Here is a 23,479-nt window from a genome sequence, read left to right on the forward strand (position 1 = left end):
AATTTCTTTGACTTCTTTTAGGCCGCTCCTTCTAAAAAGAGCTGACCCGCACATTCATCTGGTTCGTTATTCAGTTCTCAAGGTTCCGCCGTCAACCGACGGCTTTTACATAATAGCATCCGATTCGATTCTTGTCAAGCACATTTCACCGTAATTTACCAAAACAAAAACAGATTTTTTCTCCCCCGTCCATGGGTTGTACAAAAATTCTTCCAATGCGTACTTTTTATGTAAAGTCCGCCAGTTTTTAAACGAATAATCCGGCACATATTTACGTACCAGTTTTTCATTACGCCAAAAAACAGTAGCTTTTTCGTAATTCATTGCCGTCCGCCATTTCAACCAGTCCGGCCTGAAATTTGGCAGATGCTGTAAAACATCCAGCCGCAGCAGTTCACGCACCGGGAACTGCAATGCCGTCTGCCTTTCTTCCACATATTTAAACAGCATCTCAGCGGTTTCCATGACGTTATGTCCCAAACCTGCCATTCCTTTTTGTCTGTACCATTCAGTCAGTTCCCTGTATAATACAAAAGCCGACCCGTTTCCCGCCTTTTCAGTCAGAAACGCCAGAGTAAACGGGAATCTCCCGCTGTTAGCCGTCAGTTCAAATACCTCTTCCAATATTTTGAGAAAACGCATCTCATTATAATTCATGTAATTTGTAGACAAAACTTCATACGGGGGCCGGTCCATATAAACAAGACCATGCTGCCCCGAAATTTTCTCCATCACTGTGCCGGACAGCACCTTTAAAAATCCCAGCTGCAGCGCATGAGGATGCAGTCCGTATACGTCATCAAACGAACGCGCAAAGCTTTCCATGGTTTCCAACGGAAGGCCGGCTATCAGATCCATGTGAATATGTATGTTGTCATTTTCCAGCAGAGCGGACACATTATCTTTTAACCGGTCCCAGTCATCTTTCCGGCCGATTATCCGCAGTACATCCGCGTCCGTACTCTGCACACCAATTTCCAGTTGGAAACGGCCTTTCGGAACAGTCCGTAAAAATTCCACAGCCCTGGGACTGAGAATATCCGCCTTAATTTCAAAATGAAAGGTGGTTTTTGTATCTGCCTGCGCCAGGTACCTCATCATCGGAAGGTAATAGTTTTCATCCAGATTGTAGGTTCGGTCAACAAACTTCACAAGTGTGGCTCCTGCCTGCATAAACCGGTCCATGTCTGCCAACACCAACGGCAGACTCCGGCGGCGTACCAAATGGGAAATTCCGGACAGACAGTAAGCACAATGGAAAGGGCAACCACGGGACGCTTCGTAATACACAATCTTATGCTGATCCACAACTTCATCTATATCCGGGTACGGAAATGGCAGCTTATCCAAATTTTCGATTACAAGCTGCCTGTCAGGAACAAAAATTTTCCCGTTTTCATCCCGGCAGGCAATGCCGGACGGCACCAGGTTCTGCCACCGGCTGATATTGTTTCTTGCAACAGATTCCACATCGTTTCCTGCAGTTTTTTCCCGTTCAATCCGTGTAAGGTTCTGTAAAAACTCAGCTACCGCTTCTTCCCCTTCGCCGCATACTATAAAATCCGCAAACTGCGCTGCGTCAAAAATCTTTGCCGGTTGAAACATGACTTCCGGGCCGCCCAGCATCAAAAAGCATTCCGGCAGTACTTTCCGGAGCAGTTCTCCCAGTTCCAGAACAAACTGCCGGTTCCAGATATGTACTTCCAGACCTAAAACGATTACTTCATGTTCTGCAATATTGCAGGCATCAATCATTTCTGTAATACGGGTCAAAACCGAAAGCAGCGGCTCATTGACAGCAGCCTCCAGCCTGTGGACAGCTATTTCCCGATCCCTGCAGTATTCCGTCACATAACGAATCCCCAGCGCTGTATGAATATATTTACTGTTTGTTCCAATAAAAAATGCCTGCATGATAATTCCTTTTCCAAAAAGCACTTCATTTCACGACCTATAGTGATATAATAGTAAAGAATTAAGTAAAATGCAATAAGATTTCGAGGAGGCATTATGAATACACCATCTCACGGAAGCAATGTTAACAGAAAAGATATTCCTGCCATCTGCCAATGGAAGATCCAGGATATCTATGCTACACAGGAAAACTGGGAAAAAGCCTGTGCCGGCTTAAAAGAGCTGATTGAAGAACTGGAAACATGCAGGGGAAGCCTGAAAGACTCCAGAAAACTGTTACAGGCCTTGCAATTACGGGATCGCATGTCTCAGGAAATTGATAAAATATACGCCTACGCCCGCCTGCAGCAGGATGCGGACAACAGCGACGCAAACGCCCAGGCCCTTTCGGGAAAAGCGGAAGGGATTCTGGATTCTTTTTACAATGCAGTCTCCTTTATTGATTCTGAAGTCACTTCACTCTCAAAAGAACAAATGGAGATATTAAAAAGCGATCCCCTGTTCTCCGATTACAGTTTTTATCTGGAAGACCTGGAACGAATGAAGGAGCACGTACTGCCCGGGGAACAGGAAGCAATCCTGGCACAAAGCCAGCTGGCTACAGGAACCGCCGCCACCGCATTCCGGGCTCTGGTATCTGCCGACATAGAATTTCCAACCATCAAAGACCATAATGGCCACGATGCAATTGTAAGCGAAGGCTGCTACATGCTGAACATGTCCAGTGGTGACCGCGTTTTACGTAAAAATTCATTTGCCGGTCTGATGAACACTTATCATAATTACCGAAACACGCTGGCCGCAACACTGACCGGAGCCTGTCGCAGCCGTTACTTTTACGCGCGGGTCCGCGGCTATCACAATGCCATGGAGGCCAGTCTGGCAGAAGAAAACATCCCTGTCAGTCTGTACAACGGTCTGATAGATACCATACATGCCAATTTAAAGCCGCTGCACAAATATATTACACTGAAAAAAGAAATGCTGGGTTATGATGAATTCCACCCGTACGATTTGTATGTCCCCTTATCTCAGGAAGGGGAAAAACGCTTTTCCTGCTCATTTTCTGAAGCCTGCGAAATCGTGAAAAATGCGCTGCAGCCGTTGGGTCAATCTTATATTGACGCATTACAGAAAGGTATGACGGAAGGATGGATTGATATATATGAAAACAAGGGAAAACGGAGCGGCGCTTATTCCTGGGGCGTATACGGGGTCCATCCTTATGTTTTGTTAAACTTCCAACCCCGTTACAGCAGCGTTTCCACGCTGGCCCATGAACTGGGCCACTCGCTTCACAGCTATTTCAGCAGCCTGGCACAGCCTTATGCAAAAAGCGAATACAGTATCTTTTGTGCTGAAGTGGCTTCAACAACCAATGAAAATCTTCTTTTGGAATATTCGCTTGCCAATGCAGACAGAACGCAGAAAATCTTTTTGCTGAACCAGTTCCTGGAAGCTGTACGTACCACCGTATACCGCCAGGTACAATTTGCAGAATTTGAAAAATACATTCATGATAAAATCACAGCAGGTGAATCCCTGCAGGCTGAAGAGCTGGAAAACTATTGGCTGGAAAGTAACCGGATATATTATGGTCCTTCGCTGACCGTTGACAGAGAGTTAAGAAGCGAGTGGAGCCGTATCCCCCATTTCTATACTCCTTTTTATGTGTATAAATACGCTACCGGCTTCAGCGCCGCCACTTCCTTCAGCGAAGCGATCCTGAAAGAAACAGCCGGTAAAAATCCGGCAAAATCCCAAGCCGATAATAAATCCGATAACGTACCAAACTCCTGTCAAACTGATTCGGCAGTGAAAAAGTATCTGGATTTTTTACATGCAGGTGGCAGTGATTACAGCCTTAACATTTTAAAAACTGCAGGCGTAGATTTGAACACGCCGCAACCGGTACAGGTTACGTTAGATAAATTTGCAAGAAAGCTGGATGAATTGAAAGAACTGCTGTAGCTGTAATCATTCAGGCAAAATCAAAAAGCGTCGAAGTATTTTCCTGCCCTTCTTTCTTGAGACAAGAAAGAAGGGCAGGAATAGCTTTCGGCGCTTATTCTTATTCAGTTTTATTCAACGTGTTTTCTGAAACTGCTCCAATAGCGGCATTATATCCGGCACATCATAGCGTAAAGCTCTTTGAACATATCCTCTTTCATCCGTTTTGGCATCATTTCCATATTATTTAAAACCGTATACCGTTCTTTGCGGACTTCCCGTGCAAACAGCCAAGCCCTGACAAACATTACCTCAGTAATTCCCCGGCGTTTTGGGTTAATATCAATGCCATAATCTTTTAAAAACTCCAACAACATCCTGTAATCGCGCTTCTGCAGCCATGCAGCACCAATCGTTCCGATTCCCACCGCAATCCCGTGGGGAAGCCCATGGTCAAATAATTCATCTAACGCATGACAGAACAGATGATCTGATCCGCTGCAGGGACGTGAGCTGCCTGCTATCTGCATGGCAAGGCCTCCTAACACCAGGGATTGGGCCAGCATTTTAACACCCTCCGGACTGGTAAAAGATTTAATATTGGAATACAACAACGCATTGAGTGCCCTTTCCGAAAGCATATACGCAAAGTCATTAGGCTGTCCGTGGTTAAATTTACAATCCAGTTCCCAGTCATAAAGAGCCGTATAATTGCTGATAATATCACCTACGCCTGCCTCCAATAATAAACGGGGCGATTTTAAAATAATACCCGTATCAATGAGAAGCCCGTCCGGTGTTTTCGACGTAAAAGAATGCGTTCTGTTCCCCTTGGAAAATAGAACCGAAACGGGAGAACAAACACCATCATTGCTTAGAGCCGTGGGAATAGCAATATATGGCACATTGGCCACAAAAGCCGCGTACTTTGCCGTATCGAGAGCCGTGCCGCCGCCGAATCCGATAATCATCCGCACGCCTTCCATACTTATTTTTTTTGCAACGGATACTGCATAATCATAAGAGCTGGTTTCTACGGTAACGACCTCATATTCTTCCAGCTGCGACAGCAGCACTGTCACTTTCTTCTCCAGTTTCTGCAAAAGACCTTCAGTAGTCAGAATCAGAACTTTTTTTCTGATAATATCCGGAAAATACAAATCGAGATTCTCTTTCAATTCTTTTAATACATCCGGCTTAACTTTCATAAATAAAGGAAGGTTAAATTCTCTCATAGCGCGATAATCCTCTTTATCCTTAATATTGTATGTATTTCATTTTTTTAGCAGGCACAATTTTCATTTGCGTAAGATTATTTCATTCACATCAGAATATCTGCCGCAACCGGCAACAGGAAAGTGCTGACAATAATCAGTATCATAAAAGCTGTAGCCACATGCAGCCAGGCAGCCAGCATCCCATCCTTAAACATGAGCAACGAAACAGCCACAGCACCGCCCAGTATCAGGATAACGACACCCAGAACCATACTGCCAAAAGCCAGTTCCTGTACATGCCAAAAACCAATGATCAAAAGCGTTGCAGCCACAATATATGCCGCTACGCTGCTAAAAGCCCAACTTGTAAAGTGATTACGGTCCTCCCGGATCATCCGTTCCATATTCCAGCTGGTCAGCATAGCCAGGGCAGGAAATACAATAATCAACATACCGGACTGCTTAACAGAACACAAAGTAAAAACAACTATTGCAAGTAACCACCATAAATTTAAAAATGTGTTTCTCTGCAAATCAATAGTCCTGCTTTCACATATTCCGTCTTTAATGGATTTCATCAATAATCCGGTCCAGGGAAAAATGCCTGCCAATATGATAAGAAAAGGATATCGCCATAGGAAAAAATTTTGGGGTGCCTCACCGATTCTTCCGATACAAAACAAGGATTCATAACTGAAAACCGCTTTACAAAATTCCATACCATAAGTTTCATAAGCAAGATAGTACCAGGGAATAAAAAATACACAACTCAGCACAAGCCCCGGCAATACATGCATCCTGAGCACGCGGTGCATTTGCCCCGACATCAATAAGTAAATAAGCAAAATCCCGGTGGGAAAAAGCAACCCGGAAAATCCCATCGCCAGGACTGCCATTCCGCCAAAAACATACTGAAGCCAATATTTTTCACATAAAAAGCAAAGTAAGGTTCCGGTTACGAAAAACAAACAGGTTGTATCCGCAGCCGAAGCCTTACCAGAGTAAAAAAACAGCATATTGCTGCTTAAAATCAATCCTGCCCAAAAACCGATACGTTCATTCCATAATTTTGTTGAAGCGACATAAACCATCATTACCGTCAAAATACCCATTATAGCTGCTGGGAAACGCATGGCAAACAGATTGTCGCCAAAAGCGGAAACCGAACCTGCCAGAATCCAGTAATACAGAGGAGGCATGTTCAGAAGGTATTCGTTATGAAGGCGCGGCACCAGATAATCACGGAACTGCAGCATCTCTTTTGCGGTTTCCGCAAAAATCTGCTCATCAGTGTAAAAGAAAGGAAGAGCAGCATTGGCAAATAAAGCCGCAAATGCAGAAAGAAGCAGCAAAACGATAAACACATTCCGGGAAATATGTTTCATTCTTCGTTTCCTTCCTTATCCTTCCCTTTATTCTTATCCGCTATGGAAAGTACATTGGAGCCAAATGCACGTAACGTGATGCAGGCGCCTAAAACAAACGGAAGATATTCCGCTGTGAATCTCCATAATACTGCAAGAATTCCAACAGTGCCGCTGGGTACCAGCTGATTAAACAGTACGACAAAACCGGCTTCTGCAATACCGCTTCCTCCAGGTGTTGGCGAAAAATAAAGCACAAGATTAAGAAGGTACATCCGTCCCAGTACCTGAACAATATCAAAAGAAAACTGAAGTCCCATAAAAAAGCACGGAACTGTCAGATATATAAACGTAAGACTGACTCCCGATTCAATAAAAGCACGAAGCACCATGACTGGCTGTTTTCCCATAATATAAACGGCCTGACGAAAATCACGATACCATTGGAAAGCCTGCCGCCTCCGTTCATGTTTAAAATATTGGGAGAAATAGTAAATAATCCGTTCCGGATAATCCGTGTGCATAAGGATAATTGCCGTAACAGGAATAGCTATAAATATCAATGACACTGTGACAATTATGGGCAACGGGATCCAACTGGTAATGGCTTCATCCTGTTCCATAAAGAACGGAACCATAATAATCAGGAAAAAGATAGACATAATGGTCCTGACTAAGATGATAAGCGTTGAACGTGCCACCGGCACGCCGGCACGTCGCATAAACATAACCTGGGCAATAGCTCCTCCGGATGCCCCGGGGGTCAAAAGAGCCAGAAAATAATTGCTCAGCACTACCTTCGTAACATCAGCCAATGATAACTCTTCCCCTGTCACACGGGCTAAGGTCAACAGGCGTGTACCGTCAAAAAACAACCCTATTGCCAGCGAACCAATTGCGCACAAAACAGACCATGAAGAAAACATGGTCAGATAGTCTATTGCGCGGATATCAAATGTGAAGTAAATGACTGCTGCCGAAACAGCAAGTACAAAAGTTGCCAGCAGCGCAAGCCGCTTGTAAAGTTTATTTCGATGCATTCTCTTGGTCACCAGGTTTTCTGCTGTGAATCCTTCCAAAACATGATAGTCACAGTTTTTGCGTATTGGCAAAATGCAATTTTACATAGTTTCCTAATATTCCTGCTCCCTGTTTTTGAACCAGGCGACGAGCCGCATTCGTGGCGGCCTCCCCGCCGCCTTTAGGAATCCGGCCAATACCCGCTTCCTGTCCCAGTTCCTGAATCGTCTGCAAAAAAGCAGCCCTGGCCAATACACTGGCCGCAGCAACCGCAATGTCTTCTTCTGCCCGAGGACGCTGGAACACTTTCATTTCCGGTGCAAAGGCATGAACACCATCCGGTATAACTTCATTATTGGCAAACTGATCTACCACAGCCCTGTTGCATTCCGGGTACTTCTGCCACGTTTGTTTTAACGCAGCAATATGTCCCAACGCTAACAGGGTATTCAAATTACCGCCCTGCTTTTGCACCTGTTCATACCGCATATTATAGGCATGCGGTTTCATAACCAGCACACTGTAAGCCAGCGCTGTCTTTTGTATCACTTCTGCCAACTCCAGAATCTTTGTATCCGTTAATGCTTTACAATCTCTTACGCCGACATTCCGTAAAGAGTTGCCGCCCTGTACATCCAGACACACCGATGCAACCACCAACGGACCAAAATAATCACCTTTGCCGCTTTCGTCGCTTCCCATCCAGATACCGGGAAAATCCGGTTCATCAGATAGAATCGAGTCAGTTTGTCCGGGGCTGCTATGGACTAAAGCAACAGCCTTCTTCTGCAGTTCAGAATCTCCGCCACCCCAAACCAGACGGATTCCTTTTTTCCCGTTATAAATATTCAGCGTAACTTTTTTACCGGCATCCGTTAAGATGATCTGGGCGCCGTAATTAATAGCTTTAGTCTGCACATTTCCTAAAGCACACAACGTTTCTTCAATTGTATTAATATAATCTTCAAAGTCCAAAATGGGTCCCTCAATTTCTGATTTATATCCTGTAGAAGATATAATCAACCGTTATCTTTCAATGCAGCTGCATGTACTTTCTTTAAGGGTTGTCCGCTTTCCAGAGCTATATGCTTACAGTCTTCAAACTCCGGTACCGAATTGATTACCTGCCCATTCAACAGCCCTTCTTTGACACGTACCTTTCCCCAGGGCGTATCTGCTTCTTTCCAGCGGCGTTCCAGTGCAATACGCGTAACCGGATACGCCCGAATTCCCAGCGTAGTAGTTTCCAAAAACATAATCTGCTGCATTTTTTGTTGCAATGATTCCCGGCAAAGTACTTTTAACATCTGTGCCGGGCGGCCCTTTTTCATGATGACAGGTTGGATCCAGGCATCGTTTGCCCCTGCTTCCAACAGTTTATCCAATACATAAGGTAAAATTTCCGGATTCAAATCATCGAGATTACATTCCAGCATAATCAGGGATTCACAACCATTACCGCGAACAGTTGCCATAACACCTTCTTCATATGTACCCACACTGACGCGAAGCACATTGGGTATAGAAACTTCCCGGGTGCCTGCCCCATAGCCAATTCGGTCTACCGTAAACCCATCAGGCACTTCCTCTACCGGAACAGCCAGCACTTTTAACAGCGCAGCCCCGGTAGGCGTTGTCATTTCCTTGTCTACGGTACCCCTGTAGTGCGGTATTCCTTTCAGAAGTTCCGCAGTAGCAGGAGCCGGTACCGGCATCTGTCCGTGCGCGCATTCCACAAATCCAAATCCCGTATTCACAGGGGTTGTGAAAATCTTTTCAATCCCCAGATACTGTAATGCGAGAATATTGCCGACAACATCAATAATGGTATCAATTGCACCTACTTCATGGAAATGAATTTCTTCAATTGTACTGCCGTGAACTTTTGCTTCTGCTTCAGCAATTGCAAGAAAAACATTTCTCGCTTTGGCGATTACTTCTGGCGTTAAATCAGAATGTTCCAATATTTCTTCAATGTCATGAAGATTACGATGCTCATGATGATGCCCGTGATGGTGATGATGTTCTTGATGGTTAGCAGCATGGTCGCAATGTTCATGATGATACCCTTCAGCCGTATCATGGCTATGGGCTATCCCATGAGCATGCATCCAGGCATGATCATGAACCATCTCTTCCCCATGTTCTGAAGCATGACTATGACCATGCTCCTGTTCATGATGATCATGATGGTGTTCTTCCGGCAACATTACATTAAAATACTGCGCCTGAATCCCACTCTTATTCACACTCTTATGAACTAATTCATAGTCTCCCAAATGCAGTTTTACAAATTCTTCCCGTAAATACGCAAACGGCACTCCTGCATCCATCAAGGCTCCAAGTAACATGTTGCCGCTGATACCGGCAAACGGCTCTACATATAAGGTTTTCATATTTTTCTCCGATTTTCCGCTGACAGGCTCTTGCCTGCTGCAGAATGTATTTTGGCCTCCGGCCACTTTTTTCTTAAAATTTCTTTAACCGTCTTCTGACGAATGCAACCGGGCTTCCGGCAGCGAGGACAGAAAAACTATCTCAGGTGATTAATGATGCTGGCCATACGCCCGGCGCCAAATCCGTTGTCAATGTTTACCACGGCCACGCCTGCGCTGCAACTGTTCAGCATACCCAGCAATGCAGACAGTCCTTTAAAGTTTGCACCATAGCCAACACTGGTAGGCACCGCAATCACAGGTTTATCCACCAGACCGCCTACTACACTTGCCAACGCGCCTTCCATGCCGGCAATGACAATAATGACATTCGCGCTGCGTATCTCCTCCACGCGGCCAAGCAGCCGATGGATCCCTGCAACGCCCACGTCATAAATACGCATAACTTCGTTGCCCATTGTTTCTGCCGTTACCGCTGCTTCTTCAGCTATCGGTACATCGCTGGTCCCTGCAGTAATAACCGCAATCTTATGATCCGGGTCTTTCGGCAACGGTTCTTTTTCCAGAACAATCAGCCGGGCCTGCTCATAATAAAGTGCCTCAGGCAAATCCGGTTTTACCGTCTCATACAGTTCCCGCGAAGCCCTTGTACCCAGTACATTTGCGTGACGGGATGCCAGTACCGTTAAAATAGAGGCAGCTTGCGGAATCGTTTTCCCCTCGCAATAAACAACTTCAGGAAAGCCGCGGCGAAGACTTCTGTCATGATCCAGACAGGCATATCCCAGATCCGTTACATTAAGACGGTGAAACCGGCTGATCACTTCATCTTCTGATAAATCTCCGGATTTGTACGCCTCCAGTAAATCATGAATATCCGTTTCGTAACTCATGTATCCTCCTTAGCCGACAGATTATCATACATACGGATCTGCCAGTTTTCTCCTGTCAAATTAATCTGCTGCCCTCGCCTTTCTCTTTTCTTTATACTCCTCTGTCAGCAGATAAATCAAAGGAACTACCACCAACGTCAGCAAGGTGGATGTTGTCAGGCCGCCAATCAAAACCACGCCCATACTCTGGCGCAATTCAGCACCGGCGCCTATGCCCAATGCTACAGGCAGCATACCCAGCATGGTGGACAGGGTGGTCATGAAAATAGGACGGAGACGCAAAGAACAGGCTTCCAGAATCGCTTCCTTCAGCGGCATTCCGTTCTCTCTTGCCTGATTTGCATAGTCAACCAGCAGGATTGCGTTTTTCGTAACCAAACCAAGCAGCATGGTTACACCGATAAGGGACATCATGTTACCGGTCTGATTGGCGACCAGCAGACCCAGTACCGCACCGATAATGGCAAAGGGAAGGCTCATCATAATAACAAAGGGCTGGGAAAAGCTTTCAAACTCTGCCGCCAGTACCATATAAATCAAAACAATGGCCAGAATAACCGCCTTGGCAATTTCCCCAAAAATACGGCTCATCATATCTGAGTTACCGATCAGTTTATAACGGTAGCCAATATCCATATTCAGCTCAGGAATCAGCTGTCCCTCAATTACTTTCAGCAAGTCACCGGGAGAAGTTCCCACTGCATTGGAATATACACCGATCTGCCGTTGCCGTCCTTCCCGGTCAATACGGGTCGGCCCGGAGCCCAGCTTTACTTCTGCCACGTCGCCTAAGCGTACAAATTCTCCGGATTCAGTAGAGACCCGCAGGTTCTCCACGTCCTGAATCGTCCGGCGGTCAGCTTTATCCAACTGCAATATAATATCATAATCATTGTTGCCAATCGTATAAGAGTTGCCCGTACTTTTACCCTGGAAGGCATATTGCACGACCCGGCCCACGCTGGCATTATCCAAACCCAGCTGACTGGCCTTTGTCTGATCCAGACGCACCATGATTTCCGGTTCCGGATCGACACCGATCACTTCTACGTCTGCAGAACCCGGCACCTGCCGGATCTTTTCTGCCAGATCATTGGCATATTTTGTCAGGCGCACCAGGTCGCTGCCCCGCAGGCCAATCTGTACCGGACGCGGATCGCCGCGGCTTCCCTGGTTGGTCACTACCGACACCTGCATCTCGCCGATATCCCGGAAATCTTTACGGAGTTCACTCATAATGTCCAGCATTCCTCGTTTCCGTTCTTCCAGAGGCTTCAGCTTCACTTCAATACTGCCTTCGTTCACCTGGGTACGGACACCCCCCAGGTGCATGGCCGTAACATTAACTTCCTTAATTTTCATGACGGTATCTTCCAGATATCTGGACCACGCCGCCATCTGGTCCAGGCCGATACCGGCGGGGGCTTTCATGTTGATACGGAATTCACCGGAATCATAAATAGGTTGCAGTTCCGTTCCCAAAAACGGCAGGAGGAATAAATTAAAAACCAGCGTGACCAGTGAGCCGGCTACAATCTTTTTAGGATGCCTGATTGCAAAAGCCATCAGCTCATTATACAGCGCCCGTACATATTCAAAGCCGTTATTAAAGCTTTTCAATACAGAATCCACAAATTTCGGACGCAGCGTCTTGTCTTCTCCGGGCGGCTTCAGCCAGTGGGCGGAAACCATTGGGGTTAATGTGTAAGCGGAAATTGTAGAAAAAGCCAGCGCAAAGGCTACCGTCAGCCCGAACTGTTTGAAGAACTGCCCAATCGTTTCTCCCATGCTTCCGATAGGTACAAATACTGCCATCAGGGACATGGATGTCGCCAAAATAGCCAGCACTAATTCTTTTGTGGCATCAGCTGACGCAAGGAACGGATTTTTTCCCATTTCCATATGCCGGAAAATATTTTCTACCAGTACGATGGCATCGTCAATGAGGAAACCAACGGCCAGCGACAACCCCATAAGGGACATATTGTTCAGCGTAAAGCCCATGATATCCATCAGGAAGAAGGTTGCAATAATGGACGTAGGTATGGCCAGACCGCCGATAATAGTAGCCCGAAGATCCCCTAAAAACATATAGGTAATCAGAAGCGCCAGAAAACCGCCAAACAGAATCGTATTCCACACATCCGCTACATTTTCCCGGATATAGCGGCTTTGATCCCGTACTACATCCATATGGATATCCGGAGGCATATCCTGCTCCATGATTTTTTTCAATTCCCTGTTTACCGTATCAATGACCTCTACCGTATTAGTCCGGCTCTGCTTACGGACGGCCATAGTTACAGAAGGAACACCGTTAGTACGTGAGAAGGACTCCGCATCTTCCCAACTGTCCTCCACATCTGCTACCTCTGTGAGCCGGATGGCTTTCCCGTCTTTGTTGGCTACGATGATCTGTTTAAAATCATCCACCGTGTTCAGCTTGCCGATGGTCCGCACGGTTATTGTATTATTGTTATCCCTGACCTTGCCACCGGGCGTATTAATGTTAGCACTGTTAACTTTCGACAGAACCGTCTGGAAAGATATGCCATACTGACTCAGTTTGTCTGACTTTACATGAACCTTGATAGCCCGGTCTGCCGAACCGTAAACGGTAACATCCGCCACACCTTCCAGCATCTGCAAGCCATCAATCACCACATCGTTAACGATACGGCGGACTTCGCCAGTACTGCGTTTTTCAGATGAAAACGAATAGGTCGCAATAGCCTGAGACGCCATGTCAAAACGCTGTACCACCGGTTCGTCGATATCGTCAGGCAGGCGCCGGCGCACACCGGCAACTTTTTCACGTACCTCACTTGCCATCTGCCGGGGATCCGTCCCTATTTCAAATTCCAGAATCGTCTGGGAATAACCTTCCCGGATTGTTGACGTAATCGTCTTGATTCCGGATACCTGGCTGACCCGGCTTTCAATAGGCTTGGTAACCAGGGTCTCCATTTCTTCCGGCGCCGTTCCTTCATAGGTGACGGTAACGCCTACCATGGGCAGATCCACATCCGGGTACAGATCCACACCCAGTCCCGGGTAAGAGCGGATACCAAAGACGATCAACACCAATATGAACATGGTAGTAAAGACTGGCCGTTTGATAAATGTTTCAATCATTCGTTCGTACCCTTCTCAGAAACCTTTACATCAGCGCCTTCCCGAACCTTGTTCAGGCCACCGGTAATTACATGGTCTTTTTCATTTACACCATTCAGTACTTCGACCAGATTTTCGCCGATATACCCAGTAGTCAGTATCCTGCGTACCGCTTTTCCATCTTCAATCACGTAACAGGTACGCTGATCGTCCCGCATGGAAATTGCCGTCATGGGAATCGTCAGCACGTTTTCTTTGGGAATCGCGGTAATCAATGCCTCCGCGTACATACCGCCGCGCAGCCGGTTATCCCGGTTATCTACGATAACCTCAGCTTCAAATGTACGGGATGGCTGTACCGCTACAGGGCTGATCCGGATAATAGTACCTTTAACCTTTTTGTTATTCCCGCTCATTGACGGGATGGTAAACTCGACTTCCCCGCCAACTGCCACGCTGTTCACATATCCTTCCGGAATATCAATTTTTGCGGACAGTGTAGATATATCCGCAATGTTAAATAATGCCGTACCTACTTTTGCATAATACCCTTCCTGAAAATACCGTTTCTGGATCACGCCGGCCCGCGGTGTTGTGACTGTTGTCCCGCCCATATCGGATTCCGCGGAGACCAGACTGCCTTTGGCCGCATCCAGCTTGCCTCTGGCATTTTCGAGAGCAAACCGCATGTTATCTAACGATTCTTTTGATACAGCGCCCCGCTTATACAGTTCTTCGTACCGCTGTACATCCATCCTGGCTTTTTCATAATTGGTTTTGGCATCCAGATAAGACCCTCTGGCATTCATTACACCTGCCGCTGTATCCTCCTGTTCCAACACCACCAGTGCCTGGCCTGCAGCCACAGCCTGCCCTTCGCTGACCAGAACCTTTTCAATACGTCCATCGACTTTAGCCGCGACATCTGCCTGCCAGACAGGATCCAGCGTACCGGAAAAGCGGAATTTTGGAATAATGGTCTCCCGCTTCGGATACGCAGCTGTGATTACCGCCGTCCTGCCCTGGTTGCTGCTTTTTGCCTCCTGATTCCGCGACATGATATTTGATATGACGCGGAATGCCACGATTCCCAAAATAACAATTACACCGATGATAAGGATACGTAGTCTTTTGTCCTGCAAATTCATGATGACGCCTGCTTTCTCCGATCAGGCAGCGATGATTTACGCTGCTGACCGCTGGAATTATAATATACACAAATCCTGCCTTTTACAGACAATGCCGTATTACTGCCGGTTCCGTAAAAAGTCAAACTTTTTCCCGTTCCGCCAGACTTACAAATCTGCAATGCTTCCATTCGTGTACAGGGGCTCTGGGTTTCTATATCATTTAAAAAAAGTATCAGGTTATTCCATGTTCCAAAGAATTCTGTTTCCCAAATCTGTCTGTTGATCCGGTTGCTTTTTGTTTTGGACTGTACCGTACGATCGGGTATCTGTTTAAAACTCTGTACCGTTATATTGTGAAGGTCAGCCAGTCGGTATATCCGTTGTACCTCTTTCTCCGCGTTAATCTGTTCAGGAATCAGATTCATTAATCTCAACAGTAATTGACGCTGCAACATCTGCTGCTGAACCCGGTCCGGACGTTCTGCAAACTCACGGTACCGGACAATTTCCCTTTGCATAATCCTTGCCTGGTCCGTCATTTTGCTTACGAGTTCTTCCAATGGGCCTGCAATTCCTGTTACCGTACCGGTTAAGAGAATCACGGAAAGCAGCAGCCAACAGGCGTTTTTGCTGTTCTCAGTCATCCCCTTTTTCAGCAAAATTATTTTTTCACTTTTGATACAGGATAGAAAAAACTGTTTCATGGCATCCCCTCCTCCTGTACCGGAGCAAGTTCTGCAAGAAAAAGAAAGGAAATTACCCGTTTTCCGTTCTCTTCTCCCTCCTTAACAGTAATTCGTTTACCGCCGCTTTCCGCGATATGAACCTCCGAAAAAGCGCCGGATCTTTCTAACCGCTTCAAAAAATCTGTAACATGGGTTAACGCTAATGCATATCCTTTGATTTCCAATTGGGCAGAGCGCTTTTGCTGCAACCCAACTAACCAGCAACCTTCCGGTATCGTCTGTCCTATTGTCTGAAACGCCAGACTCCAAATTGGATCAGCCTGGTTGACATATTTCAGACTCTGCCGATAATTTTGAATCCTGTAATCTGTTTGCCTTCCCTCTTCATAAGCTGTTTTTACAGAACGGTATGGCATAAGCTGACGTTCTGCTTCTGCATGAACACATTTTGCGCGCTGCCAGCAAATACCGGCCCGGACCGCCAGAAACAACGACAGAAAAAGGCATATACCTGCAGCCGTTTTATAGCATCGTTTCAGTAAAGCTTCCTGTTTTGAAACTGCAGGAAGTAAATCAATCGGCAGTTCACCCTGCTTTGGTTCCTCAACGCTGATTCCTTTCAGTTCTGCCTTCAAGAACATGCACAGTTTTTGCAGCGACGCGATCTGCTCCAAAGGCACTGCTACCAGCAAAAAATCTATTAACGAAGACTCTTCTGTTTTCCATTCTGAAGAAAAAGCCAGAGCGCCCGCTTCCTGACTTTCCTGCATATTCCCTTCAGCAACCGGTTCAGGCCGGGGCAGTATAACAGCCTGATACGTTCCCGGTTCAAAAGGAACATACTGGCTTCCTTCCCAACGGACCCAGTTTTTCTGTTCCTGTGCTGTCAGAGACGGCAGTTTTACCGTTTGTAAAAAAGCCTGTCCTGTATCCAGAACGATTCTGCACTGCCTGATCCGTATTTTTTTCTCCAGCAGGACTGCCTGTAACCAGCCTGCCATTTCTTCCACATGCTTTATGTAATTATAATCCTGAAAGGTTCCCGGGAGCTCATACTCCAGAGATTTTCTATCCGCACAGATTCTGACGCAAGTCCCCGTAATCGTCAGCACGACCGGCTTTCCCAAAAGCTGATCCAATATACTCCACATCAAACGCATCCTGACACCGCCTCCATTCATAAAAGCAAAGACCAATACCAGTCAAGAATGCGGGAAGAAAAGAAGAAACTCATGGCTGCCCCCGCGCTGAGACAGGGACCAAAAGGAATCCTGCTTTTCAGGGTAGTTCTATGTGTCACACAAAGCAACAATGCCACGATGCCGCCAATGAAGAATGAAAGATATAATGTTACCAATATGCCAGAAATACCAGTCCAGATCCCCAGGACTCCGGCGAATTTTACATCCCCAAGCCCCATACCGCCTTTACTTAAAACGAAGACCAGACCAAGCAACGCGCTGCCGGTCAGAGCCCCCAGAAAAGAATCCCTCCATGAGCACCCTGTCACTCCGGTATACGCGATTCCGGCCAGCAACAATAAAAGAAGAATTTCATCCAAAATGATTGTGTACCGGAGATCTACATAGGATTCTGCAACCAGCCCCCACAGAAAAAACCAGACTAAGACCAGCCGCAAACCCCATGGTAACCGTAACCCGGCTAAACAAAACAGGACGCCTGCCAGTAAGCTGAGCAGAATCTTATGCCACAGCGGCACAAAACGGCTGCAATATTGTAAAAAAGTACTGGTTGCAGCACCAAGCAAAAAATAATTGAACATTTGCATTTTCACGGTAGCTCCTTTTCAAAACAAGAATTTCTGCCTTCCTGTCCGTTGCCGTGAAAAGAAAATCTGGCTCAATGCGTTACCATTGCTATGTCTGTTATTTAGCGATAAATTGGCACACGCATACATAGTAATTATATCACTGAATTAACAAGGATGTATAGTTTCATTTGCAATAAGAGGACAATTTTTCCAATTTTTCACAAAAAAAGTGGTAACCCCTATGAGTTACCACTTAATACAGATTTAAAAATGTCTTTACTATATTAAAACTAAATGTACAGAGTTTATTACGTTACCAGTCCAGATCCTCTGCTTCCTGACGGCCTCTTCCTGTCAGGGAATCCAGCAGGATACGCTGTTCAATGTGAGCGGCCAGCTTCTTGGTGAATTTAACAGTATCCGGATTGACGGACATGCTGTCGATGCCGCTCTTGATCAGGAATTCGCAGAATTCCGGATATACGGACGGAGCCTGACCGCAGATAGAAACGGTCTTGCCTGCTTTGTGTGCCACTTCAATGAGGTGACGTACGGCGCGGCGTACTGCCAGGTTACGTTCATCATAGATATGGGAAACAGTATCGTTATCCCGGTCACAACCCAGAATCAGCATGGTCAGATCGTTAGACCCAATAGAATAGCCATCTACAAATTCATTAAACTGATCGGCCAGAATAATATTGGATGGGATTTCAGCCATCAGCCAGACTTTGAAATCTTTGCCGCGGGCCAGACCCTGTTCCGCCATAATGCCAGTTACTTTTCGGGCTTCGTCGATGTTGCGGCAGAACGGAATCATAACATTCAGGTTCTTTAAACCGAATTCTTCACGTACTTTACGTACAGCCTGGCATTCCAGCTTGAATGCTTCGATGTATTTAGGATCGTAATAACGGGAAGCGCCGCGCCAGCCTAACAGAGCGGAAGGTTCATAGGGCTCGAACTCATCGCCGCCTTTCAAATCACGATACTCACTGGATTTGAAATCGCTGAAGCGGAGGGTTACCGGACGCGGAGCCATAGCCTGGCAGACCTGGCGAATCCCTTCGGCCAGCTGGTCCACCACTTTTTCCGGATGACCGGTCTTGATCAGATACAGCGGGTGCTCATGGATGTACGTAGTCCAGATAAACTCTTCACGCATCAGGCCGATACCGTCGCAAGGCAGGGATGCATATTTTTCCGCCAGTTCCGGATCGCCCAGGTTCATATAAATCTTAGTGCCGGTGGGCGGGAAGAATTCCGCAGTTACGGTTGCGCCCGCAGCAGCCGGTGCAGCAGCAGCCGGTTTGGCATCTTCCAAGATTCCTTCATATACAACGCCGTGGGTCGCGTCAACTGTAATATCCGCACCGTTCGGAATAGAAGCCGTAGCAGCGGCGCCCCGGCTCTTGCAGCCAACAATACAGGGAATCCCCAGTTCACGGCTTACGATAGAAGCATGGCAAGTCATTCCGCCGCTGTCCGTTACGATAGCTTTGGCTTTCTTCATGGCCGGAACCCAGTCAGGAGCCGTCATTTCCGTTACCAGAATTTCGCCCTGCTTGAATTCATCAATCATGGACGGATCCAAAATTACGTGTGCCTTGCCGGAAACCTGTCCGGGACTTGCCGGCGCGCCTTTTACAATAACTTTTCTGTCCGTAGTAACCGCTCCCTTCTCTTCCGCTTTGGCAGTTTCTTTTGCCTTGCGGCGGCTCCATACGGTTTCCGGACGGGCCTGCAGGATCCAGATTTTATTGTCCCGCTCGTCAATACCCCATTCCATATCCATATAGCAACCGTAATGCTTTTCAATTTTCAGTGCATAGCCTGCCAGCTCTTTAATCTGCTCATCTGTCAGCTTCTGGGCTTCTCCCTCTTCCTTAGGAACAGGAACTTCTTCCACATCACCGCCCGGTTTGCGGATCAGTTTTACTTCCTGGGGATTAACCGTCTTTTCCAGAATTTCCAATTTATCTTTGGAAACCAGATAATCATCCGGGGTCACGGTTCCCTGTACCACATATTCGCCCAGGCCGTAAGCGCCTTCGATCAATACATTCTTATCATCGCCGTCAGCTACGTTAACTGTGAACATAACACCGGCAGCCTTGGAATATACCATCATCTGAATAACAGCGGACAATGCCACGTCCAGATGGTCAAAGCCCTGTTTCTCACGATAGTACACGGCACGGTCGGTGAAGCAGGAAGCATAGCATTCCTTTACTTTCTGAATAATCATCTTGGCGCCCTGGACGTTCAGGTAGGTATCCTGCTGCCCGGCAAAGCTGGCATCCGGCAAGTCTTCCGCAGTAGCGCTGGACCGAACGGCCACATACGGTTCTTTCTCACCAACTTTTTTGCCCAGTTCTTTATAGGCTTTCGTGATAGCAGCCTGCAAATCCTTTGGCATTTCTTCATCCATAATGGCTTTACGCAGTTTGGCGCTGATATCCCGCAGCAGAGCAGTGTTTTCCACATCAGTCAGCTGGGCGATCAAGTCAGCCATTTTCTGTTTCAGGCCGGTTTTCTCAATGAAATAACGATACGCATACGCAGTGGTTGCATACCCATAGGGTACCGGAACATCTGTTTTGGCGGTCATTTCTCCCAAAGAAGAAGATTTACCGCCTACAATGGCCACATCTTTGCGCTCCATCTGTTCGAACCACAAGAGATACTCTTTTTCTTTCTCCATAAATGCCACTCCTTTTTAAAATTTTTATTGTACACACAAAGTGAGATTATTCCCCTATTTAGTATATACTATACCACTCTTCTATCAGATATTCAAGGTCGCTTCTTGGAAATCTTTGCGCGCAGTCACACCCGTGATATAACCGGCCTAAAATCACATGACAATTTTGGAAAGATCTCCTACACCATTTACCAGGTCTTTCACCAGACACAACAAAGACAAGCGGTTATTTCTGATTGCCTCATCTTTATCCATTACCATGACATCGTCAAAGAACTTATTTACCGGAGCGTTCAGTTCGCTGAGGATATCCAGCGCGCCTGCATAATCGCAGCGCACCATCAGCGGGATCATCCCGGTATCCAGTTTCTTCACAACCGCATATAAGTCCTTTTCCGCCTGTTCTTTAAACAGCCCTTCATGAATCGGCTCTTCTGCTTCCGCTTTGCTGCTGAGATTGTTGACACGGGTAGCCGCCTGAATCATATCCGCCGCTTTGTCACCTGCAACATATTCATTCAGCGCCTGTGCCCGCAGATACAGATCGTACAGATTATTGTTGCGCTCATCGGCCAGCACGGCATCGATCACTTCGTACCGGATCTTCTGATCCAGCATCAGGTTACGGAAGCGCAGCTTAATAAAGTCAAGGATCTGTTTTGCCAGTTCTTTAATATTTTCCATGGGAACTTTCAGAAGCAGGATAGATGCCCCTACAACCTTCGCCATGTCCATATTCATTTTGCTTTCCAACAGTATATTGATGATACCCAGAGCCTGACGACGCAGTGCGAAAGGATCCTGGGAACCGGTGGGCGCCTTCCCCCTGCTGAACGTAGCTACAATGTTATCCACCTTGTCTGCAATACCAAGGATCCGGCCGATTTCTGTTTTGGGCAGCACATCGCCGGCAAAACGGGGCAGATAATGTTCAAAGATACCTTCACAAATCCCTTCTTTTTCTCCATCCAGACGCGCATACTCCCGTCCCATGACACCCTGCAGTTCCGTAAATTCTGTAACCATGCCGGTAACCAGGTCGCACTTGCACAGGCGGGCAGCCCGCTTCAGATCATCCAGCGACAACCGGCTCTGCTGACCGAAATGAAGCATCTCTACCAGCCGGATCAGGCGCTGACTCTTATCGTACATATTGCCCAGACCTTCCTGGAACACAACTGTTTTGATCTTCTCTTCGTACGCTTCCAGTTTCTGTTTGCGGTCTTCGTTAAAGAAGAATTCCGCATCACTTAAGCGGGCACGCAATACCCGTTCATTGCCATGGGTCACATTCTCCAGAAATGCTTTGCCGCCGTTACGGACAGCAATAAACTTGTTCAGCAGTTTGCCGTCTTTGCCGCGTACCGGGAAATACCGCTGATGGTCCCGCATGGGGGTGATAATGGCGGCTTCCGGCAGGGCCAGATATTTTTCTTCAAACGTTCCGCATAATGGTGTGGGATATTCTACCAGATAGTTTACTTCTTCCAACAGGTCAGGTGCAATTTCAATATCGCCGCCTTCTTCTCTTGCCAGCTCGGTAATCTGCTGCCGGATCATCTCCCGGCGCTTATCCTGGTCTGCAAGGACAAAATTTTCTTCCAACACTTTTTCGTAATCATCAGCAACCGGGATTTCGATTTTCCGGTTGCTCAGGAAACGGTGCCCCATGGTATAACGGTCAGACTGAATATCCGTAACCGAAACGGGCACCACTTCTGTACCGAACAATGCAACAAGCCAGCGGATAGGGCGCAGGAAACGAAAATCAAAGTCTGCCCAGCGCATATGGTTGGGGAACGGGATGTTTGTCAGGATCTCCTGCAGAACATTTGGCAGCAGTTCTGCAGTGACACGGCCCTGGGTATGTTTAACCGCATAAATATAATTATCCCGTACAACCAGATCTTTCACATCCACGCCTTTGCCACGGGCAAAGCCCTGGGCCGCTTTGGTAGGTTCCCCGTCCTTAAAGGCAATCTTCACAGCCGGGCCCTTGAATTCTTCCGTACTGTCAGCCTGAGTTTCTTCCACTCCGTCAACAAGAACGGCGAGACGGCGGGGCGTACCCAGGACGGTTACATCAGCAAATGGCACCCGGGCATCCTGCAGTTTTTTTACTGCCAGCTCTTTCAGGTCTTTTAAAATATTCGGCATATAATTCGCCGGCAATTCTTCCGTTCCGATTTCAAACAATAATTTTTTCATTATTTGTTTCCTCCCTTCAGCAGCGGGAAGCCCATCTTTTCCCTTTGTTCCACATAGGCTTTGGCACACAGGCGCGCCAGACGGCGCACACGCCCGATATACGCGGCGCGTTCGCTGACGCTGATGGCGCCGCGGCTGTCCAGCAGGTTAAAAGTATGGGAACATTTAAGCACATAATCATAAGCCGGGCGGATATTGCCGGTCTCCACGATCCGTTCTGCTTCTTTTTCAAATTTTTCAAACATGTCAAACAGCATATCGGTATCTGCCAGTTGGAAGGAATACCAGCTCTGCTCCACTTCGTTGTCATGGAACACATCGCCGTAAGTCACATCGCCGACCCACTTCACATCGTACACATTTTCCACTCCCTGGATGTACATGGCGATACGTTCCAGCCCGTAGGTGATTTCAACAGCCACCGGCTTGATGTCCAGGCTGCCTACCTGCTGGAAATAGGTGAACTGGGTAATTTCCATACCGTCCAGCCACACTTCCCAGCCCAGGCCCCAGGCGCCCAGCGTCGGCGATTCCCAGTTGTCCTCCACAAAACGGATATCATGTTCCTCTGCTTTAAAGCCTAAAGCTGCCAGGCTCTGCAGATACAAATCCTGAATGTTTTCCGGAGACGGTTTGATGATTACCTGATACTGATGATGCTGGAACAGGCGATTGGGGTTGTCGCCGTACCGTCCGTCTGCCGGACGACGGGACGGTTCCACATACGCCACACGCCAGGGTTCCGGTCCCAGAACCCGCAAAAAAGTCAACGGGTTCATGGTACCCGCCCCCTTTTCCATATCGTAGGGCTGGCCCAAAATACAATTCTGTTCAGACCAGAACTTTTGCAATGTCAAAATCATTTGCTGAAAATCCATTTTTTCCTCCTTCGTGTTACAAAGCCGTTACTTTTGCGCAACCCTCTGCCTGGTTATTCCCTCTGCAATCAGTCTGACGCAAATAAAAAATCCGCCTCTGCAACAAATAAATGTTACAGGGACGGAGAATCTCCGCGGTTCCACCCTGCTTGGTCACAACATACATGACCCGCCTCAACGCTTATTCAATTCTGCTCAAAGCTGCCTTCTTCCGCCTGTCGCCGGCTTGCACCC

16 protein-coding genes are annotated in these 23,479 nt (G+C 47.1%); 1 reads left to right on the top strand and 15 read right to left on the bottom strand.

The window, feature by feature from the left end; all coding sequences use genetic code 11:
* Positions 1–105: 105 nt before the first annotated feature.
* Positions 106–1,914, bottom strand: coding sequence for a B12-binding domain-containing radical SAM protein (locus ACZOWY_RS09560; RefSeq protein WP_484396393.1), 1,809 nt, complete (start codon positions 1,912–1,914; stop codon positions 106–108).
* Between the two features lie 96 nt (positions 1,915–2,010).
* Between ACZOWY_RS09560 and pepF the strand changes: the two genes are divergently transcribed.
* The gene (gene pepF / locus ACZOWY_RS09565; RefSeq protein WP_484396398.1) at positions 2,011–3,885 is read left to right on the top strand and encodes an oligoendopeptidase F; all 1,875 of its coding nucleotides are present in this window, start codon (positions 2,011–2,013) and stop codon (positions 3,883–3,885) included.
* Between the two features lie 149 nt (positions 3,886–4,034).
* On the opposite strand, the gene ACZOWY_RS09570 is transcribed toward pepF, so the two are convergent.
* From ACZOWY_RS09570 to glyQ, 14 genes are all read right to left on the bottom strand, one after another.
* Positions 4,035–5,072 carry an iron-containing alcohol dehydrogenase family protein gene (locus ACZOWY_RS09570; RefSeq protein WP_484396403.1) on the bottom strand — a complete coding sequence of 346 codons (1,038 nt, stop codon included), beginning with the start codon at positions 5,070–5,072 and terminating at the stop codon, positions 4,035–4,037.
* Positions 5,073–5,185: 113 nt separating this feature from the next.
* A complete protein-coding gene (locus ACZOWY_RS09575) occupies positions 5,186–6,445 on the bottom strand; it encodes an ArnT family glycosyltransferase (RefSeq protein WP_484396408.1) in 1,260 nt (419 codons plus the stop codon).
* Between the two features lie 17 nt (positions 6,446–6,462).
* A complete protein-coding gene (locus ACZOWY_RS09580; RefSeq protein WP_484396410.1) occupies positions 6,463–7,524 on the bottom strand; it encodes a lysylphosphatidylglycerol synthase transmembrane domain-containing protein in 1,062 nt (353 codons plus the stop codon).
* A gap of 10 nt (positions 7,525–7,534) precedes the next feature.
* The gene (gene rnhC / locus ACZOWY_RS09585) at positions 7,535–8,440 is read right to left on the bottom strand and encodes a ribonuclease HIII (RefSeq protein WP_484396415.1); all 906 of its coding nucleotides are present in this window, start codon (positions 8,438–8,440) and stop codon (positions 7,535–7,537) included.
* A 44-nt stretch (positions 8,441–8,484) separates the two neighbouring features.
* Entirely contained in the window at positions 8,485–9,861 is a 1,377-nt protein-coding gene (gene larC / locus ACZOWY_RS09590) for a nickel pincer cofactor biosynthesis protein LarC (protein WP_484396420.1), read from the bottom strand.
* A 137-nt stretch (positions 9,862–9,998) separates the two neighbouring features.
* Positions 9,999–10,754, bottom strand: a complete 756-nt coding sequence (gene larB, locus ACZOWY_RS09595) for a nickel pincer cofactor biosynthesis protein LarB (RefSeq protein ID WP_484396425.1) — start codon at positions 10,752–10,754, stop codon at positions 9,999–10,001.
* A 60-nt stretch (positions 10,755–10,814) separates the two neighbouring features.
* The gene (locus ACZOWY_RS09600) at positions 10,815–13,889 is read right to left on the bottom strand and encodes an efflux RND transporter permease subunit (RefSeq protein ID WP_484396429.1); all 3,075 of its coding nucleotides are present in this window, start codon (positions 13,887–13,889) and stop codon (positions 10,815–10,817) included.
* Positions 13,886–15,016, bottom strand: coding sequence for an efflux RND transporter periplasmic adaptor subunit (locus ACZOWY_RS09605; RefSeq protein ID WP_484396434.1), 1,131 nt, complete (start codon positions 15,014–15,016; stop codon positions 13,886–13,888). The genes ACZOWY_RS09600 and ACZOWY_RS09605 overlap by 4 nt, the downstream gene beginning before the upstream one ends.
* Positions 15,013–15,702 (bottom strand): hypothetical protein, encoded by a 690-nt coding sequence (locus tag ACZOWY_RS09610; protein ID WP_484396438.1) that lies wholly within the window; start codon positions 15,700–15,702, stop codon positions 15,013–15,015. Before ACZOWY_RS09610 ends, ACZOWY_RS09605 begins: the two co-directional genes overlap by 4 nt.
* Positions 15,699–16,844: a PilN domain-containing protein gene (locus tag ACZOWY_RS09615; protein WP_484396443.1), complete on the bottom strand. Its 1,146-nt coding sequence runs from the start codon at positions 16,842–16,844 to the stop codon at positions 15,699–15,701. Before ACZOWY_RS09615 ends, ACZOWY_RS09610 begins: the two co-directional genes overlap by 4 nt.
* 17 nt (positions 16,845–16,861) lie before the next feature.
* Entirely contained in the window at positions 16,862–17,473 is a 612-nt protein-coding gene (locus ACZOWY_RS09620) for a prepilin peptidase (RefSeq protein WP_484396447.1), read from the bottom strand.
* 295 nt (positions 17,474–17,768) lie between these two features.
* Positions 17,769–20,159, bottom strand: coding sequence for a phosphoenolpyruvate synthase (gene ppsA / locus ACZOWY_RS09625; protein ID WP_484396451.1), 2,391 nt, complete (start codon positions 20,157–20,159; stop codon positions 17,769–17,771).
* 153 nt (positions 20,160–20,312) lie between these two features.
* Positions 20,313–22,367: a glycine--tRNA ligase subunit beta gene (gene glyS, locus ACZOWY_RS09630; protein WP_484396457.1), complete on the bottom strand. Its 2,055-nt coding sequence runs from the start codon at positions 22,365–22,367 to the stop codon at positions 20,313–20,315.
* A complete protein-coding gene (gene glyQ / locus ACZOWY_RS09635; RefSeq protein WP_484396462.1) occupies positions 22,367–23,245 on the bottom strand; it encodes a glycine--tRNA ligase subunit alpha in 879 nt (292 codons plus the stop codon). The genes glyS and glyQ overlap by 1 nt, the downstream gene beginning before the upstream one ends.
* Positions 23,246–23,479: the final 234 nt, after the last annotated feature.

Source organism: Succiniclasticum sp., assembly GCF_056977735.1.

Coding starts and splice junctions, on each gene's coding strand:
- ACZOWY_RS09560 (WP_484396393.1), bottom strand. CDS start 1,914: ATGCAGGCATTTTTTATTGGAACAAACAGTAAATATATTCATACAGCG.
- pepF (WP_484396398.1), top strand. CDS start 2,011: ATGAATACACCATCTCACGGAAGCAATGTTAACAGAAAAGATATTCCT.
- ACZOWY_RS09570 (WP_484396403.1), bottom strand. CDS start 5,072: ATGAAAGTTAAGCCGGATGTATTAAAAGAATTGAAAGAGAATCTCGAT.
- larC (WP_484396420.1), bottom strand. CDS start 9,861: ATGAAAACCTTATATGTAGAGCCGTTTGCCGGTATCAGCGGCAACATG.
- larB (WP_484396425.1), bottom strand. CDS start 10,754: ATGAGTTACGAAACGGATATTCATGATTTACTGGAGGCGTACAAATCC.
- ACZOWY_RS09600 (WP_484396429.1), bottom strand. CDS start 13,889: ATGATTGAAACATTTATCAAACGGCCAGTCTTTACTACCATGTTCATA.
- ACZOWY_RS09605 (WP_484396434.1), bottom strand. CDS start 15,016: ATGAATTTGCAGGACAAAAGACTACGTATCCTTATCATCGGTGTAATT.
- ACZOWY_RS09610 (WP_484396438.1), bottom strand. CDS start 15,702: ATGAAACAGTTTTTTCTATCCTGTATCAAAAGTGAAAAAATAATTTTG.
- ACZOWY_RS09615 (WP_484396443.1), bottom strand. CDS start 16,844: ATGCGTTTGATGTGGAGTATATTGGATCAGCTTTTGGGAAAGCCGGTC.
- ACZOWY_RS09620 (WP_484396447.1), bottom strand. CDS start 17,473: ATGCAAATGTTCAATTATTTTTTGCTTGGTGCTGCAACCAGTACTTTT.
- ppsA (WP_484396451.1), bottom strand. CDS start 20,159: ATGGAGAAAGAAAAAGAGTATCTCTTGTGGTTCGAACAGATGGAGCGC.
- glyS (WP_484396457.1), bottom strand. CDS start 22,367: ATGAAAAAATTATTGTTTGAAATCGGAACGGAAGAATTGCCGGCGAAT.
- glyQ (WP_484396462.1), bottom strand. CDS start 23,245: ATGGATTTTCAGCAAATGATTTTGACATTGCAAAAGTTCTGGTCTGAA.